At 72.3% G+C, this 13,311-nt stretch carries 14 protein-coding genes; 9 read left to right on the plus strand and 5 right to left on the minus strand.

Annotated features, from left to right (window positions below; genetic code table 11):
• The first annotated feature begins 5 nt into the window (after window positions 1–5).
• Genes QE359_RS08235 through QE359_RS08245 form a run of 3 tightly spaced genes read left to right on the plus strand, consistent with a single transcriptional unit; the run spans window position 6 to window position 4,437 of the window.
• Window positions 6–1,022, plus strand: coding sequence for a sugar ABC transporter permease (locus tag QE359_RS08235; RefSeq protein ID WP_309778796.1), 1,017 nt, complete (start codon window positions 6–8; stop codon window positions 1,020–1,022).
• Window positions 1,019–1,894: a carbohydrate ABC transporter permease gene (locus QE359_RS08240; protein WP_309778797.1), complete on the plus strand. Its 876-nt coding sequence runs from the start codon at window positions 1,019–1,021 to the stop codon at window positions 1,892–1,894. Before QE359_RS08235 ends, QE359_RS08240 begins: the two co-directional genes overlap by 4 nt.
• Entirely contained in the window at window positions 1,891–4,437 is a 2,547-nt protein-coding gene (locus QE359_RS08245; RefSeq protein ID WP_396127725.1) for a glycoside hydrolase family 3 N-terminal domain-containing protein, read from the plus strand. The genes QE359_RS08240 and QE359_RS08245 overlap by 4 nt, the downstream gene beginning before the upstream one ends.
• On the opposite strand, the gene QE359_RS08250 is transcribed toward QE359_RS08245, so the two are convergent.
• Entirely contained in the window at window positions 4,421–5,212 is a 792-nt protein-coding gene (locus QE359_RS08250) for an SDR family oxidoreductase (RefSeq protein WP_309778798.1), read from the minus strand. The genes QE359_RS08245 and QE359_RS08250 overlap by 17 nt on opposite strands.
• Before the next feature lie 92 nt (window positions 5,213–5,304).
• On the opposite strand from QE359_RS08250, the gene QE359_RS08255 reads away from it, so the two are divergent.
• Window positions 5,305–5,796, plus strand: coding sequence for a MarR family winged helix-turn-helix transcriptional regulator (locus QE359_RS08255; RefSeq protein ID WP_309778799.1), 492 nt, complete (start codon window positions 5,305–5,307; stop codon window positions 5,794–5,796).
• A 1-nt stretch (window position 5,797) separates the two neighbouring features.
• On the opposite strand, the gene QE359_RS08260 is transcribed toward QE359_RS08255, so the two are convergent.
• Window positions 5,798–6,736: an NAD-dependent epimerase/dehydratase family protein gene (locus QE359_RS08260; RefSeq protein ID WP_309778800.1), complete on the minus strand. Its 939-nt coding sequence runs from the start codon at window positions 6,734–6,736 to the stop codon at window positions 5,798–5,800.
• 55 nt (window positions 6,737–6,791) lie between these two features.
• Here QE359_RS08260 and QE359_RS08265 point away from each other — a divergent pair, with 55 nt between their 5' ends.
• From QE359_RS08265 to QE359_RS08280, 4 genes are all read left to right on the plus strand, one after another.
• The gene (locus QE359_RS08265; RefSeq protein ID WP_071303125.1) at window positions 6,792–7,139 is read left to right on the plus strand and encodes a MerR family transcriptional regulator; all 348 of its coding nucleotides are present in this window, start codon (window positions 6,792–6,794) and stop codon (window positions 7,137–7,139) included.
• Window positions 7,140–7,194: 55 nt separating this feature from the next.
• Window positions 7,195–8,757 (plus strand): LCP family protein, encoded by a 1,563-nt coding sequence (locus QE359_RS08270; protein ID WP_309778801.1) that lies wholly within the window; start codon window positions 7,195–7,197, stop codon window positions 8,755–8,757.
• A 37-nt stretch (window positions 8,758–8,794) separates the two neighbouring features.
• Entirely contained in the window at window positions 8,795–9,556 is a 762-nt protein-coding gene (locus QE359_RS08275; RefSeq protein WP_309778802.1) for a sulfite exporter TauE/SafE family protein, read from the plus strand.
• Window positions 9,557–9,618: 62 nt separating this feature from the next.
• Window positions 9,619–10,194, plus strand: coding sequence for a TetR family transcriptional regulator (locus tag QE359_RS08280; RefSeq protein ID WP_309778803.1), 576 nt, complete (start codon window positions 9,619–9,621; stop codon window positions 10,192–10,194).
• Between the two features lie 3 nt (window positions 10,195–10,197).
• On the opposite strand, the gene QE359_RS08285 is transcribed toward QE359_RS08280, so the two are convergent.
• Complete coding sequence (locus tag QE359_RS08285) at window positions 10,198–10,539, minus strand: DUF4190 domain-containing protein (RefSeq protein ID WP_309778804.1); 342 nt, start codon at window positions 10,537–10,539, stop codon at window positions 10,198–10,200.
• A gap of 87 nt (window positions 10,540–10,626) precedes the next feature.
• Between QE359_RS08285 and QE359_RS08290 the strand changes: the two genes are divergently transcribed.
• Complete coding sequence (locus QE359_RS08290; protein WP_309778805.1) at window positions 10,627–11,016, plus strand: hypothetical protein; 390 nt, start codon at window positions 10,627–10,629, stop codon at window positions 11,014–11,016.
• A 14-nt stretch (window positions 11,017–11,030) separates the two neighbouring features.
• On the opposite strand, the gene QE359_RS08295 is transcribed toward QE359_RS08290, so the two are convergent.
• The gene (locus QE359_RS08295; protein ID WP_309778806.1) at window positions 11,031–12,224 is read right to left on the minus strand and encodes a Fic family protein; all 1,194 of its coding nucleotides are present in this window, start codon (window positions 12,222–12,224) and stop codon (window positions 11,031–11,033) included.
• A gap of 77 nt (window positions 12,225–12,301) precedes the next feature.
• Window positions 12,302–13,288, minus strand: coding sequence for an acetylxylan esterase (locus QE359_RS08300; RefSeq protein WP_309778807.1), 987 nt, complete (start codon window positions 13,286–13,288; stop codon window positions 12,302–12,304).
• Window positions 13,289–13,311: the final 23 nt, after the last annotated feature.

Below are 13,311 nucleotides of genomic sequence, written 5' to 3' on the forward strand. Positions count from 1 at the left end.
GACACATGACCACCTCCGTCGCACCGCGCTCGAACGAAGCGCCGGCCGGGACGGGGCGTCGCACGGGCGGGGCCGACGGTTCGCCGTCGGCCCCGGCCCGCCGGGCCCGCAAGGGCACCGACGTCCGCACCCGGGTCGAGATCGCCGTCCTCGCCGGTCCGGCGGTGATCATGTTCGTCGGGTTCGTCATCCTGCCCGTCGCACTCGCCGCCTACTACGGCTTCTACAAGTGGCAGGGCTACGGCGCCCCGGTCGACTTCGTCGGCCTGCAGAACTACACGGTGATCTTCACCGACCCCGACTTCCGGGCGGTGCTCTGGCACAACCTGTTCATCGTCATCGGCTCGCTCGTCGTGCAGGGTCCGATCGCGATCGTGCTCGCGCTGCTGCTCAACCAGCGCATCCGCGGCCGCGGGCTCATCCGCGTCCTCATCTTCCTGCCGTACGTCATCTCCGAGGTCATCGTCGGCACCGGGTGGAGCCTCATGCTCCAGTCGAGCGGTGCCCTGAACGACCTGCTGCAGAGCATCGGTCTGGGCGGCCTGCGCAACGACTGGCTGTCGAACCCGGACATCGCGCTGTGGACCCTGCTCGGGATCATCTCGTGGAAGTACATCGGCTTCGCGGTGATCCTCTTCCTCGCCGGCCTGCAGAGCATCCCCGAGGAACTGTTCGAGGCCGCGCAGCTCGACGGCGCGAGCTACTGGCAGATCCAGCGACGCATCACGCTGCCGCTCCTCGGACCGACGCTCCGCATCTGGGCGTTCCTGTCGATCATCGGGTCGCTCCAGCTGTTCGACCTCGTCTACATCATCTGGGGGCAGTACATCGCCTCGACCGCCGGGACCTCGACGATGGCGACCTACATGGTCGGCAACGGCCGCCTGTCCGGCAACTACGGGTACGGCAACGCCGTCGCCGTGGTGATCTTCCTCATCTCGCTGGTCGTCGCCCTCGTCTACCAGCGGTTCGTCCTGCGCCGCGACACCGCCGGCGCCCTGACCGAGAAGAGCGACCGATGACCGCCACCGCCTCCATCGTCGCGCCGAAGCGCCGCCAGCGTGACACCGGACCCGTCCGGCGTGAGCGCAACCTCGGCACGTACTTCATCGCGCTGCTGTTCATCGCCGTGTGCATCGGGCCGGTCGCGTACATCGTGCTCGGCGGGTTCCGCACGAACTCGCAGATCACCGCGAGCCCGGCAGGGCTGCCGAACCCGTGGCAGATCGGCAACTACGTCAACGTCCTGACGAGCGGCGTGTTCTGGCAGCAGCTCGGCAACTCGGTGATCGCCGGCGTCACCACCACCCTCGGCGTGGTCGTGCTCGGCCTCATGGTGAGCTTCGTGCTCGCCCGGTACCGGTTCCGGGGGAGCGGCGCGCTCTACTCGCTGTTCGCGGCCGGTCTGATGTTCCCGATCACGGTCGCCATCACGCCGCTCTACATCCTCGTGAAGGACCTCGGCCTGACGAACAACCTGGCGGGCGTGATCCTCCCGCAGATCGCGTTCGCCCTGCCGACGACGGTCATCATCCTGGTGCCGTTCCTCCGGGCGATCCCGGACGAGCTCGAGGAGGCGGCCGCCATCGACGGCGCGAGCAAGCTCGGGTTCTTCTTCCGCATGGTCGTCCCGCTGTCGCTCCCCGGCGTCGTGACGGTCGGCATCCTCGCGTTCATCGGCAGCTGGAACAGCTACCTCCTGCCGCTGTTCATCCTGAACGACGCGTCGACCTACACGCTGCCGCTCGGGGTCCAGGCGTTCGCGTCCCAGTACTCGGTCGACACCGCCCGGGTGCTCGCGTTCACGTCGCTCTCGATGATCCCGGCGCTCGTGTTCTTCGCGATCTTCCAGAAGCGCATCGTCGGCGGCCTGACCGGGGCGGTGAAGGGGTGACGGCGACGGACGCGACGCGGACCGTCGGGCGTGAGCCGCGCCTCCAGTCCGACCCGCGCCGTGTCGAGGACGCGACCGGCGCGGACCGCGCGACCGCCCTGCTCGCCGCCATGACGCTCGAGGAGAAGACCGCGCAGCTCGTCGGCTACTGGCTCGACCAGAACGGCGTGGTCGCCCCGATGCAGGGGGAGATGGCGGCGCACGACGACGCCGACGGCCGCACCCTGGCCGACGTCACGCGCCACGGCCTCGGGCAGTTCACCCGCGTCTACGGCACCCGCCCCGTCGAGCCGGACGAGCGCGCGGCGTGGCTGTGGTCGGAGCAGCGACGACTCAAGCGCGAGACGCGACTCGGGATCCCGGCACTCGTGCACGAGGAGTGCCTCACCGGGCTCGCCGCCTGGAAGGCCGCCACGTTCCCGACGCCGCTGGCGTGGGGCGCCGCCTTCGACCCGGAGCTCGTCGAGCAGGTCGGCGAGGCGATCGGCGACTCGATGCGACAGCTCGGCGTGCACCAGGGCCTCGCCCCGGTGCTCGACGTCGTCCGCGACCCGCGGTGGGGGCGGGTGGACGAGTGCATCGGCGAGGACCCGTACCTCGTCGGGACGATCGGCACCGCGTACGTCCGTGGCCTGCAGCGCGCCGGGGTGGACGCGACCCTCAAGCACTTCCTCGGGTACTCCGCGTCGCAGGCGGGGCGGAACCACGCTCCCGTGCACGCCGGGCCGCGCGAGGTCGCGGACGTCTTCCTGCCGCCGTTCGAGATGGCACTGCGCGACGGCGGGGCCCGGAGCGTCATGAACTCGTACGCCGAGGTCGACGGCGTGCCGGTCGCTGCGAACGGTGACCTGCTGACCGACCTGCTCCGCGGCCGCCTCGGGTTCGAGGGCACGGTGGTCGCCGACTACTTCTCGGTCGCGTTCCTCGAGGTCATGCACGGCGTCGCCGCCGACCGTGGAGAAGCGGCCGCACTCGCACTCACCGCGGGCATCGACGTCGAGCTGCCCACCGGGGACGCCTACCTCGCGCCGCTCGTCGACCGTGTCCGCTCCGGTGACGTCGACGAGGCGCTCGTCGACCGCGCTGTGCTCCGCGTGCTCCGGCAGAAGGAGCGGCTCGGGCTGCTCGACCCGGACGCGTTCGAGGACGAGCCACCGACCGGGATCGACCTCGACACCCCTCGGCACCGGGCGCTCGCGAAGGCGCTCGCGGCGCGGTCGCTCGTGCTGCTGTCGAACGGACCCGAGGCCCCGGTCCTGCCCCTGGCCCCGGGGGCGTCGGTGGCGCTGATCGGGCCGAACGCCGATCGCGCCGAGGCCCTGCAGGGGTGCTACTCCTTCGCCAACCACGTGCTCGCCGCGCACCCCGACCTGCCGCTCGGCTTCGCCATCCCGACCGTGCGCGAGGCGCTGACGGAGTCGCTCGGGGCCGACACCGTCCGGTTCGCCGCGGGCTGCTCCGTGACCGGCGACGACCGCTCCGGGTTCGACGACGCGGTCGCGGTCGCGGAGCGCTCCGACGTCGCGGTGGTCGTCGTCGGCGACCAGGCCGGACTGTTCGGCCGCGGGACCGTCGGCGAGGGGAACGACACCGAGTCCCTCGACCTGCCGGGCGTCCAGCGCGAGCTCGTCGAGGCGGTGGTCGCCACCGGCACGCCGACCGTCGTCGTGCTCCTGACCGGACGGCCGTACGCCATCGGGTGGGCGCTCGACGGCGACGCTCCCCGTCCGGCCGCGACGGTGCAGGCGTTCTTCCCCGGCGAGGGCGGTGGTCTCGCGATCGCGGAGCTCCTCACCGGCGCCGCCGCACCGTCCGGTCGCCTGCCGGTCTCGCTCCCGCGGGCTGCCGGTGCCCAGCCGTACACGTACCTGCACCCGCGCCTCGGCGGGCCGTCCGACGTGACCGCGACCGACTCGACGCCCGTCCGGCCGTTCGGGTTCGGGCTCTCGTACACCTCCTTCGCGTACGAGGACCTCGTCGTCGACCCGACCGTGTCCAGCGCGGGGGCCTTCGACGCATGGGTGACCGTCCGGAACACCGGGGAGCGTGCGGGCGAGGACGTGGTGCAGGTGTACGGGCACGACGTGCAGGGGAGCGTCACCCGGCCGGTCGCCCAGCTGCTCGGGTACGCCCGGGTCGCGCTCGGCCCGGGGGAGTCCGTGCGCCTGCGGTTCAGCGTGCCCGTCCAGCGCCTCGCGTTCACCGACCGCGCCCTGCGGAAGGTGGTCGAACCCGGGGACGTGGAGGTCTGGATCGCGTCCCACGCCGCGGCGTCCGGACCGACCGGTGGGGGTGCGCGCCGACGGGATCGTCGCGGTGGGCGGCGGGACCGGCCCCGCGCCCGTCCCCGGGTCCGCCACGGCGCGTGCGGTCGTCCGCGTCACCGGGCCGGTGCGCGAGGTCGAGCCGTCCGACCGGCGCACGGTCACCTGGGAGCGGGTCTGACCGCACCGACGACGGGACGGACGGGAGGCGCGGTGCGGGCTCGCACCGCGCCTCCCGTCCCGTTCGTGGCCGGTGTCCGGATCAGAGCATCCCGGTGAGCACCCCGCCGTCGGCGCGGACCGCCGCACCGTTCGTGGCGGACGCCCGCGGGCTGGCGAGGTAGGCGACGAGGTCCGCGATCTCCTCGGGCCGGATGAACCGTTCGAGCAGGGTCGTGCGGTTCTGCCCGATCACCGCGGCCTGCACGGCCTCGACCGGGGCGTCCTGCGCGGCCGCGATCGTCTCGATCGTGGCCGCGACCCCGTCGGACCAGGTCGGGCCGCCGAGGACGGTGTTCACGGTGACGCCGGTCCCGCGGGTCCGCTTCGCCAGGCCGTTGCCGAGCGCGATCACGGCGGCCTTCGTGACGCCGTAGTGCACCATGTCGACGGGCACGTTCACGCCGGACTCGCTGCCGACGAACACGATCCGGCCCCAGCCGCGCTCGAGCATCGGGTCGAGCAGTGCCCTGCACAGCCGGACGCCACTCATCAGGTTGACGTCGAGGTACCGCTGCCACTCGGCGTCGTCGACCGATCCGAAGTCGGCCAGGCCGAACAGTCCGACGTTGTTCACGAGCACGTCGACCTCCGGGAGCTGCTCGAGCAGCGCGTCCACCTGCGCCGGGTCGGCGAAGTCCGCCGGGATCCCGGACACCTCGGCGCCGGGAAGTGCCGCTCGCAACCGGGCGACGGCAGCGTCGACCCCCGTGCGTTTTCGTCCGTTCAGCACGACGCGGGCTCCCTCCGCCGCGAGGGCTGCTGCGACGGCGTACCCGATGCCCTGCGTGGAGCCGCTGACGAACGCCGTCCGGCCTCTGATGTCGAGATCCACGTCGTACTCCTGTCGTGTCAGTTCACTTGCCTGGGCAAGTCAATGTACGCAGGTTCACTTGCCTGAGCAAGTCACGGTGGTACGCTCTCCCCATGCCGGACGACGTCGCCTCCACCGGGCTCACCGCTGAGGAGCTCGAGGTCTGGGTCGCCCTCGCGACCGTGCTCGAACGACTGCCGACCGCACTCGACGCGCAGCTGCAGCGTGACGCCGGCCTGACGCACTTCGAGCACGGCGTCCTGTTCGCCCTCGACAGCGAACCCGACCGGACGCTGCGGATGAGCGTGCTCGCCGCCGCCGCGAGCTGCACCCTGTCGCGGCTGTCCCGCGCGGTGACCCGGCTGGAGCAGAAGGGGTGGATCCGCCGCGTGGTCGACCCGACCGACGGGCGGTTCACCCTCGCGGTGCTCACCGACAGCGGGCACGAGCAGGTCGTGGCGTCCACGCCGGCGCACCAGGCGCTCGTCCGGCGGGTGGTCTTCGACGCGCTCACGCCGGCCCAGGTGCGGCAGCTCGGCGCGGTCAGTCGACGCATCGCCGAGGCCGTCGGCGGGACACCGGTCTGGTCCCCGCCAGCGCGGTGAGTCAGGGGCGCGGCGGAGCCGTGTAGGACCCGTTCCGGACGTCCTCGACGAGTGACCGCTCCGACGGGTCCCAGCCGTAGGTGGCCCGTGCCTTCGTCGCGAGGAGGTGCGTGGACGTCGTCAGCGTCCGGACCGCCGGGCCCATCTGCGCCTCGGCGACCTCGAGCGGGACGGAGACGCTCGGGGTGCCGGTGAGGGTGCCGATCGCCTCCGCGAGTTCCCGGAAGGTGAACGGCACCGAACCGACCGCGTTGACGACGCCGGCGACCGGGTGCTCGATCGCCCGGACGTACAGGTCGGCGAGGTCGTCGACGTGCACGGGGTACCAGGCGTTCGTACCGTCGCCGATGTACGTCGCGGCGCCGTTCGTGACCGCGGCCTCGATGAGGCCGGTGACGAGCCCGGTCCCGCCGCGACCGAAGACGAGCCCGGCGCGGACGGCGATCCCGGTGATGCCCGGCGCGCCGAGCACGATGCGTTCGGCCTGTGCCTTGACCGGCTGGGCGCTGACCTCGGGGAGCACTGCGTCCTCGGTGACGTCCGTCGGGTCGAAGCCGTAGACGAGTCCGGTGGAGGTGTAGACGACGGGCTTCGGGGCGGTGCCCGAGGTCCCGGTGGTTCCCGGCGTTCCGTTCGTTCCGGCGGGTTCTGCTGCTCCGGCGGTGACGGCGCGGACGGCCGCGAGCTCGTCCTCGGTCGACTGCGCGGTCGGTGCGTAGTCCGAGGCGGCGTACACCACCGCGTCGGCCGCCGCGGCTGCGGTGTGGAGCACCTCGGTGTCGGTGATCGAGCCGGCGACGGGTACTGCGCCGGCCGCTCGCAGGCGGGCGGCGCTCTGCTCGGAGCGGGCGAGCGCGGTGACGGAGTGGCCGGCGGAACGGAGGTGTTCGACGAGGACCGAGCCGAAGTAGCCGGTGCCGCCGATGACGAAGATCTGCATGGACGGCACGCTAAACTCTGACATCAGTGTCAAGGTCAAGCGAGGAGCAGCGACGATGCAGATCGGCGATCTGAGCCGGGCCAGCGGGGCGAGTGCGCGGTCGCTGCGCTACTACGAGCAGCTCGGGTTCATCCGACCGGAGCGCCGGGCCAACGGCTACCGCGACTACGACGAGTCCGACGTCGAGACCGTCGGCACGATCAAGATGCTCCTCGACCTCGGGCTGCCGACGGCGCTCATCGAACAGGTCCTGCCGTGCACCCGCGGCCGGAAGGTCGAGGACCAGTGCCCGGGCATCATCGACCAGGTCGTCGCGATCCGGGACGACATGGACGCGCGGGCGCAGCGGCTCCTCGCGACGAGGGACGCCCTGTCGGAGTCGCTCTCGCGCGTCGGACGCTGAACCGCTCCGCAGGCGGATTCCGCACGCGTGCAGCGACCGTCCCTAGGGTGACGCCATGCATGACGAACCTGACGGGGGCCAGCACCCGATCGTGCCGACCGAGCGCGGTGCCGTGCGACACGGTCGCCAGCGGCGCGCAGCTCGCACCCTCTTCCCGGCGATCGGCGGCGTCCTCGCGATGGCACTCGTGCTCACGGGCGGGTACGCGGCCTGGTCCTACGCGCAGCTCGACAGCGCCGTGACCAAGGTGCACGTGGCGCTCCCGCACCCCTCGGCGTCCGCCGACGTCGACGGGTCGGCCGAGAACATCCTGCTCGTCGGGGACGACCACCGTCCGGCCGATGCCACCCCGCAGGAGCTCGCCGAGCTCGGCACGCAGCTCGACGACGGGGCGACGAACACCGACACCATGATCGTGCTGCACATCCCCGCGGGCGGGGGCAGCGCGACGATGATCTCGTTCCCGCGCGACTCGTGGGTGCCGATCCCCGGCCACGGCACGTTCAAGCTGAACAGCGCGTTCTCGGACGGTGCGGCGAACGGCGGCGGTGACGCCGGGGGCATGCGCCTCCTCATCCAGACCATCGAGAACATCAGCGGCCTGCAGATCGACCACTTCGTGCGCGTCTCGCTGCTCGGCTTCTACCAGCTCGTGAAGGCGCTCGGGCCGATCCAGGTCTGCCTGAACGAACCAGCCCACGACCCGAACTCGAACGTCGACCTCCCCGCGGGGAACTCGACGCTGAACGCCTCGCAGGCGCTCTCCTTCGTCCGGCAGCGCGACGGGCTGCCGCGCGGTGACCTCGACCGCGAGGTCCGCCAGCAGTACTTCCTCTCGCAGGAGGCCCGGAAGGTGCTCTCCGCCGGCACCCTCCTCAACCCGGTGAAGGTGTCGGACCTGCTGCACGGTGTCGGGGACGCCGTGCAGATCGACGACGGCCTGAGCATCCCCAGCCTCGTCAACACGTTCCGCAGCATCGACCTGTCGAGCATCCGGTCGACGACCATCCCCACCGCGGGGACCCCGACCATCGACGGCTACTCGACGGTGGCGGTGGACTTCGGCGCGGTGCCGGCGTTCATCCAGGGCATCGTGGGCGCGCCCGCGGCGTACACGGCGGCGAAGGCGGCGTCCCCGTCGAGCGTGCACGTGTCCGTGCAGAACGGCGGCTCCCTGCCGGGCGGTGCGACAGCCGCCTCGGCAGCGCTCACGGCGAAGGGGTTCGTGGTCGGGGCGCCGAGCGACACCACCACCACGGCGGCCACGGTGGTCGAGTACCCGAAGGGCGCCGAGGCCGCCGCGAAGGCCGTCGTCGCGGCGGTCCCCGGAGCCACGGCGGTCCGCTCGACCACGGTGTCGGGGGTGACGCTCGTGCTCGGGACCGACGGGCGCACGGTCGGGGCCGCGGGCGCTGCCGGGTCCGGTTCCGGCGCGGGTTCGGGTTCGCCCGGCTCCGGCTCTACGGGCTTGGTTTCGGCTGGCTCGGGCGCTCGCTCCGGGTCGTCCGGCTCCGGCGCCTCCGGTTCGTCCGGTGCCGGGTCGTCCGCGCCCGCGGCCACCCCGTCGTCCACCCCGGTCGGCAACGCGTACGGCAAGCAGGGCACCTGCATCAACTGATCGCACCCCCGGCCACCGCGCCGTGTCAGCATGGAGCGTGCTGACCGTCGGGATCCTCGTCGTCGCGGGCGTGGTGGCCGGGGTGATCGGCACCGCCGGCGGCATCACATCGCTCGTGGCCTACCCGGCGCTGCTCGCCGTCGGGGTCCCACCGCTCGCCGCGAACGTCACGAACTCCGTCGCGCTGATCGGCAGCGGTGCGAGCTCCGCGTTCCGGGCTCGTCACGAGGTCCGCGCCGAACCCGCGGTCCTGCGTCGCTGGATGCCGACGACCGTCGCCGCCTCGCTCGCGGGCGCGGTGCTCCTGGTCGTCACACCGGCACACCTCTTCGACCGCATCGTCCCGTTCCTCGTGCTCGCCGGGGGACTGCTCCTGCTGCTGCAGCCGTTCAACGACCGTCGTCGTGCCCGGGCCGCCGGTGACGCCGCGGGTGGGCACGGCACCGCCGCAGCGGCCGGGATCGTCGGGGTCGGCGTCTACAACGGGTACTTCGGCGCCGGGTCCGGTGTGCTCATGATCGCCGTGCTGCTGCTCACCGGGGAGCCGTCCCTGCACCGTGCGAACGCCGTGAAGAACGTGCTGCTCCTCGCCGCGGACCTGTTGCCGGCGGTCGTGTTCGCGGTGTCCGGGCACGTCGTGTGGTCCGCCGCCGTGGCCCTGGGCGCGGGGGCGGTGGTCGGCGGTCTCATCGGACCGACCGTCGCCCGGCGGGTGCCGCACGGGGTCCTCCGCGTCGCGATCGCGTGCTGCTCGGTCGCGCTCGCCGTGTACCTGTTCGTCACGGTGGCGTCGTCCTGATCCGCGGGGACGGTGGTCGCTGACGCCCCGGGACGACCGTCCGGATCGGTACGGTGGTCGGCATGGCACGATTCACGCCCCCAGCCGCCGACGCCGTCCGCGCACGCCTCCTGCTCGCCGCGCGCGACGAGTTCGCCGCGGCGGGGCTCGTCGGCGGCAAGGTCGAGCGGATCGCCGCCGCCGCGTCGAGCAACAAAGCGCAGGTCTTCCACTACTTCGGCAGCAAAGAAGGGCTGTTCGACGCCCTCGTCGAGCAGACCGTCGCCGAGACCTTCGACCTCGTCCCGCTCGACACCGACGACCTGCCCGGGTTCGCCGGCCGGTTGCACGACTCGTGGACCGAGCGGCCCTGGGCCCAGCGGCTGGCGACCTGGCACCGGCTCGAGCGCGCGGCGGCCGCTCCGCTCGAGGCGATCGTCGAACGCCGGACCACGATGGTCGCCGAGGTCGAGCGGGCGCAGCGGGCCGGCGTCCTGCCGCGCAGCTACCGACCCGCCGTGCTGCTCGGCCTCGTGCTGCACCTCGCGGCGTTCTGGAGCGAGGCCTCAGCGGAGTCCGAGGCCCTGACGCGCGCGGTGGTGCCGGCGCGGCGACGGCAGATCGTCGTCGACGCGGTCACGTCACTCGTCGGCAGCTGACTGTCAGGAGCCCTCGCCGAACGGCAGGCCGAGGGCGAAGGGCACGCCCAACCCGAGGAAGCCGGACGCGGCGACGGCGGCCGGCAGCACGACCGTGACGAGCGTCAGCGTCGCGCCGATGAGCACCGCCGCGAAGGCGAGGCCGTCGCCGCGCTCGCCGGTGCGCCGGACCTCACGGCGGGCGATGAACCCGACGACGACCCCGCCGATCGGCGCGACGAAGGCGAGCGCGATGGCCACGACCGCGATGAGGCTCAGCGGAGCGACCGCGGTCGGGGCGCCAGCGGTCGGCGCGGCGTCGGGTCGGGTGGCGGGCACGTGGGCTCCGGGAGCGATGTCGGTCACGGCGACCGAGCCTACGAGTGCGACGACCGACGGGGGAGTACCCAGTCCTGGTGGCGTGGAGGCACTCCGGTGTGCCACGCTCGGTCCGTGGACGACGGACTCCTCTACGACCTCTGCAGCCGAGCGCGGCGCGTGCACATGCGAGCCGGCGGGTCGGAGCCGGCGCTCCGCGGGCTGACGGACTTCATCTCCGCCGCAGCCGACCCCCGGGGTACCTACTCCGACGCAGCCCTCGTGGCGCTCGTCGAAGCGGCGCCGGACCCGGTCGGGTTCCGGTGGGGGCTGGAGCGGCTCGAGGCGGTGAGCGCCATCCGGACCGTCCCGCCGTCGGACTACTCCGCCGACGAGGTGGCCGAGTACGAGGATGCCCAGGCGGCCCTGCTGCGCCGGATCGGCCGCGACAGCGGGGAGCCCACGCCGGGCCCGGTCCAGGTGGTGAAGAACGTCCTGGAGCAGTTCGTCCGCCGCTGGTACTGACCCGCGCGCCCGGCTCAGCCGCGTCGTCCGGCGCGTGCGGCGAACGCATCGAGCGCCCCGAGCACCTCGTCGTTCCGGAAGAGGATGCCCTGCTGGTACTCGTTCTTCTTCGTCAGGATGCCAGCGGCGACGAGTCGGTCGAGGTGGGGGTACACGTTCTTCGCCTCGACGCCCATCTCGGCTGCGAGGGTCGATGCGTTGAGGACGGGCTGCCGCGCGACCACATCGAGCGCCTGCCAGATGCCGGAGTCGCGACGGGCCGTGACGGCCGTTCGCCAGCGCGCTCGGATCGACGAGATCTCGTCCACGAGCTCGCGGGCGTTGCCGATCGCTTCGAAGGAGGCTTCGGCGACCAGACGGATGATCGGCTCGATGTCTCCCCGGCGGTAGTCGGTGAGCGCTCGGACGTACCCCGCGGTGTCGGTGAGGAGGCCGGCGGAGACCGGCACCGTCACGTTCTGGGTGAGTTCGTTCGACCGGAGCATCGCCTGGAGGAGCGCCCGGCCGGTGCGTCCGTTGCCGTCGGTGAACGGGTGGACCGTCTCGAACTGGGCATGCGTCACCGCGACCTGCGCGAGTCTGGGCAGGTCGAGTCGACGCGCGAACTCCATCACGTCGTCGACCAGCGACGGGACGCGTTCCCAGGCCGGCGCCACGTAGTCAGCGCCGACCGGCGTTCGCCCGCTGGTGCCGATCCACACGGCCTCTTCGCGGAACCGCCCGGCCTCGTGCCGGTGGTCACCGCGGAGCAGCACTTCGTGCATGGCCAGCACGGTCTCCGTCGTCAACCGGTCGGACAACTCGATCGCGGTGCGCATCGCGCGAGTGTTCGACACGATCTCGCCTGCGTTGCGCTTGCCGACGCCGCCGAGTTCCGCGGTGAAGATCTGCCGCGCGCTCGCCGTCAGGTGTTCGATCTGCGACGAGGCAGCCGCTTCCGAGCGGAGCAGCAGCGGGGCGAACGGCGCGACCTCGCTCCCGAGGGACTCATCGAAGCGCGTGAGTGCTGTCGATGCCTCGTCTGCGAGGACCGACACGGCGTCGGACAGCCGCATGGAACGGTGCGCGATGCGGGGCGGGACCGCTGCTCGGTACGGCTCGGTGATCGTTTCCCGGCGAGCGGCTCGTGGGCCGTGCTCCGTGTACCGGCTCTGCCACTGCAGATCCTCGAAATCGAGCGACGGCCAGGCTTCGGGAAGCAACGTCATGAGTCGAACCTCGGATTTTCTGTGATGAGCCATTATCTCAGAAAATCTGCCGCCCGCACACTGCGATCGCCCCCGGCTCAGCCCCGCTCGCGCAGGAACGCCACCTGCCGCTCCCAGTGCGCGAACCCACCACCCTCGTGCCCGTTGTACGGGTACACCTCGATCGCCTTGTCCACCGAGCCGAGCGCGTTGTACGCCGCGAAGGTCGTCCGCGGCGGGACCACGTCGTCCATGAGCGCGACGGAGAACAGCGCCGGCGCGGTGATCCCCGCCGCGAAGTGCACCCCGTCGAAGTACGCGGCCGTGTCCCACACGGTGTCGATCGCGTCGCGGTGCACGGACAGGTACCGCGCGAGCTCGAGGTACGGACCACCCACGGCGACGGCGGTGCCGTTCTCCCAGTCGCTGAGGAACGCGACGTCGGGCAGCAGCGCCGTGATCGGGCCGACGTGGGCCTCGACGAGCGCGGCCGCGGCGATGGTGATCCCGCCGCCCTGGCTCCCACCGGTCAGCGCGATGCGGTCCGGGTCGACGCCCGGCAGCGAGCGGACGGTGTCGACGAGTCGGACGGCGTCGGTGTACACGCGCCGGTAGTAGTGGTCGGCGGGGGACCCGATGCCGCTCGTCATCCAGCCGCCGATGTGCGGGCCGGAGCCGTGCGGGTCCGGGGTGTCGCCGCCGGAGCCCCACCCGCTGCCCTGGCCGCGGGTGTCCATCACGACGTGCACGTACCCGGCGAGGGCCCACGAGACGCGTTCGCCCGGCAGCCCGCGACCACCGTTGTAACCGAGGAACTCGACGACGACCGGCAGCGGCCCGGCGGCGTCGACCGGCCGCGAGACCCAGGCCCGGACGGGGTCGCCGGCGAAGCCCGGGAAGGTGAGGTCCTCGATGACGAGTCCGGTCACCGGGGTGTCGGCGGCGGCGAGGACGGGGTCGGTGCCCGACCCGGCGGCCCGGGCGTCGGCGACGGTCTCGGCCCAGAAGGCGTCGAAGTCGTCCGGCCGGCGGACGTCGGGTCGGTAGGCGCGCAGGGCGTCGAGGGGCAGGTCGGTGTACGGCATGTGGTCTCCTCCGGGGACGATGA

The organism is Curtobacterium sp. SORGH_AS_0776, assembly GCF_031453355.1.
Classification (GTDB): domain Bacteria; phylum Actinomycetota; class Actinomycetes; order Actinomycetales; family Microbacteriaceae; genus Curtobacterium.

What these genes read in the sequence shown, in the direction of transcription:
- QE359_RS08235 (WP_309778796.1), top strand. Translation starts at nt 6, where the DNA reads ATGACCACCTCCGTCGCACCGCGCTCGAACGAAGCGCCGGCCGGGACG.
- QE359_RS08240 (WP_309778797.1), top strand. Translation starts at nt 1,019, where the DNA reads ATGACCGCCACCGCCTCCATCGTCGCGCCGAAGCGCCGCCAGCGTGAC.
- QE359_RS08255 (WP_309778799.1), top strand. Translation starts at nt 5,305, where the DNA reads ATGCCGGACGACGTCGCCTCCACCGGGCTCACCGCTGAGGAGCTCGAG.
- QE359_RS08260 (WP_309778800.1), bottom strand. Translation starts at nt 6,736, where the DNA reads ATGCAGATCTTCGTCATCGGCGGCACCGGCTACTTCGGCTCGGTCCTC.
- QE359_RS08265 (WP_071303125.1), top strand. Translation starts at nt 6,792, where the DNA reads ATGCAGATCGGCGATCTGAGCCGGGCCAGCGGGGCGAGTGCGCGGTCG.
- QE359_RS08270 (WP_309778801.1), top strand. Translation starts at nt 7,195, where the DNA reads ATGCATGACGAACCTGACGGGGGCCAGCACCCGATCGTGCCGACCGAG.
- QE359_RS08280 (WP_309778803.1), top strand. Translation starts at nt 9,619, where the DNA reads ATGGCACGATTCACGCCCCCAGCCGCCGACGCCGTCCGCGCACGCCTC.
- QE359_RS08295 (WP_309778806.1), bottom strand. Translation starts at nt 12,224, where the DNA reads ATGACGTTGCTTCCCGAAGCCTGGCCGTCGCTCGATTTCGAGGATCTG.
- QE359_RS08300 (WP_309778807.1), bottom strand. Translation starts at nt 13,288, where the DNA reads ATGCCGTACACCGACCTGCCCCTCGACGCCCTGCGCGCCTACCGACCC.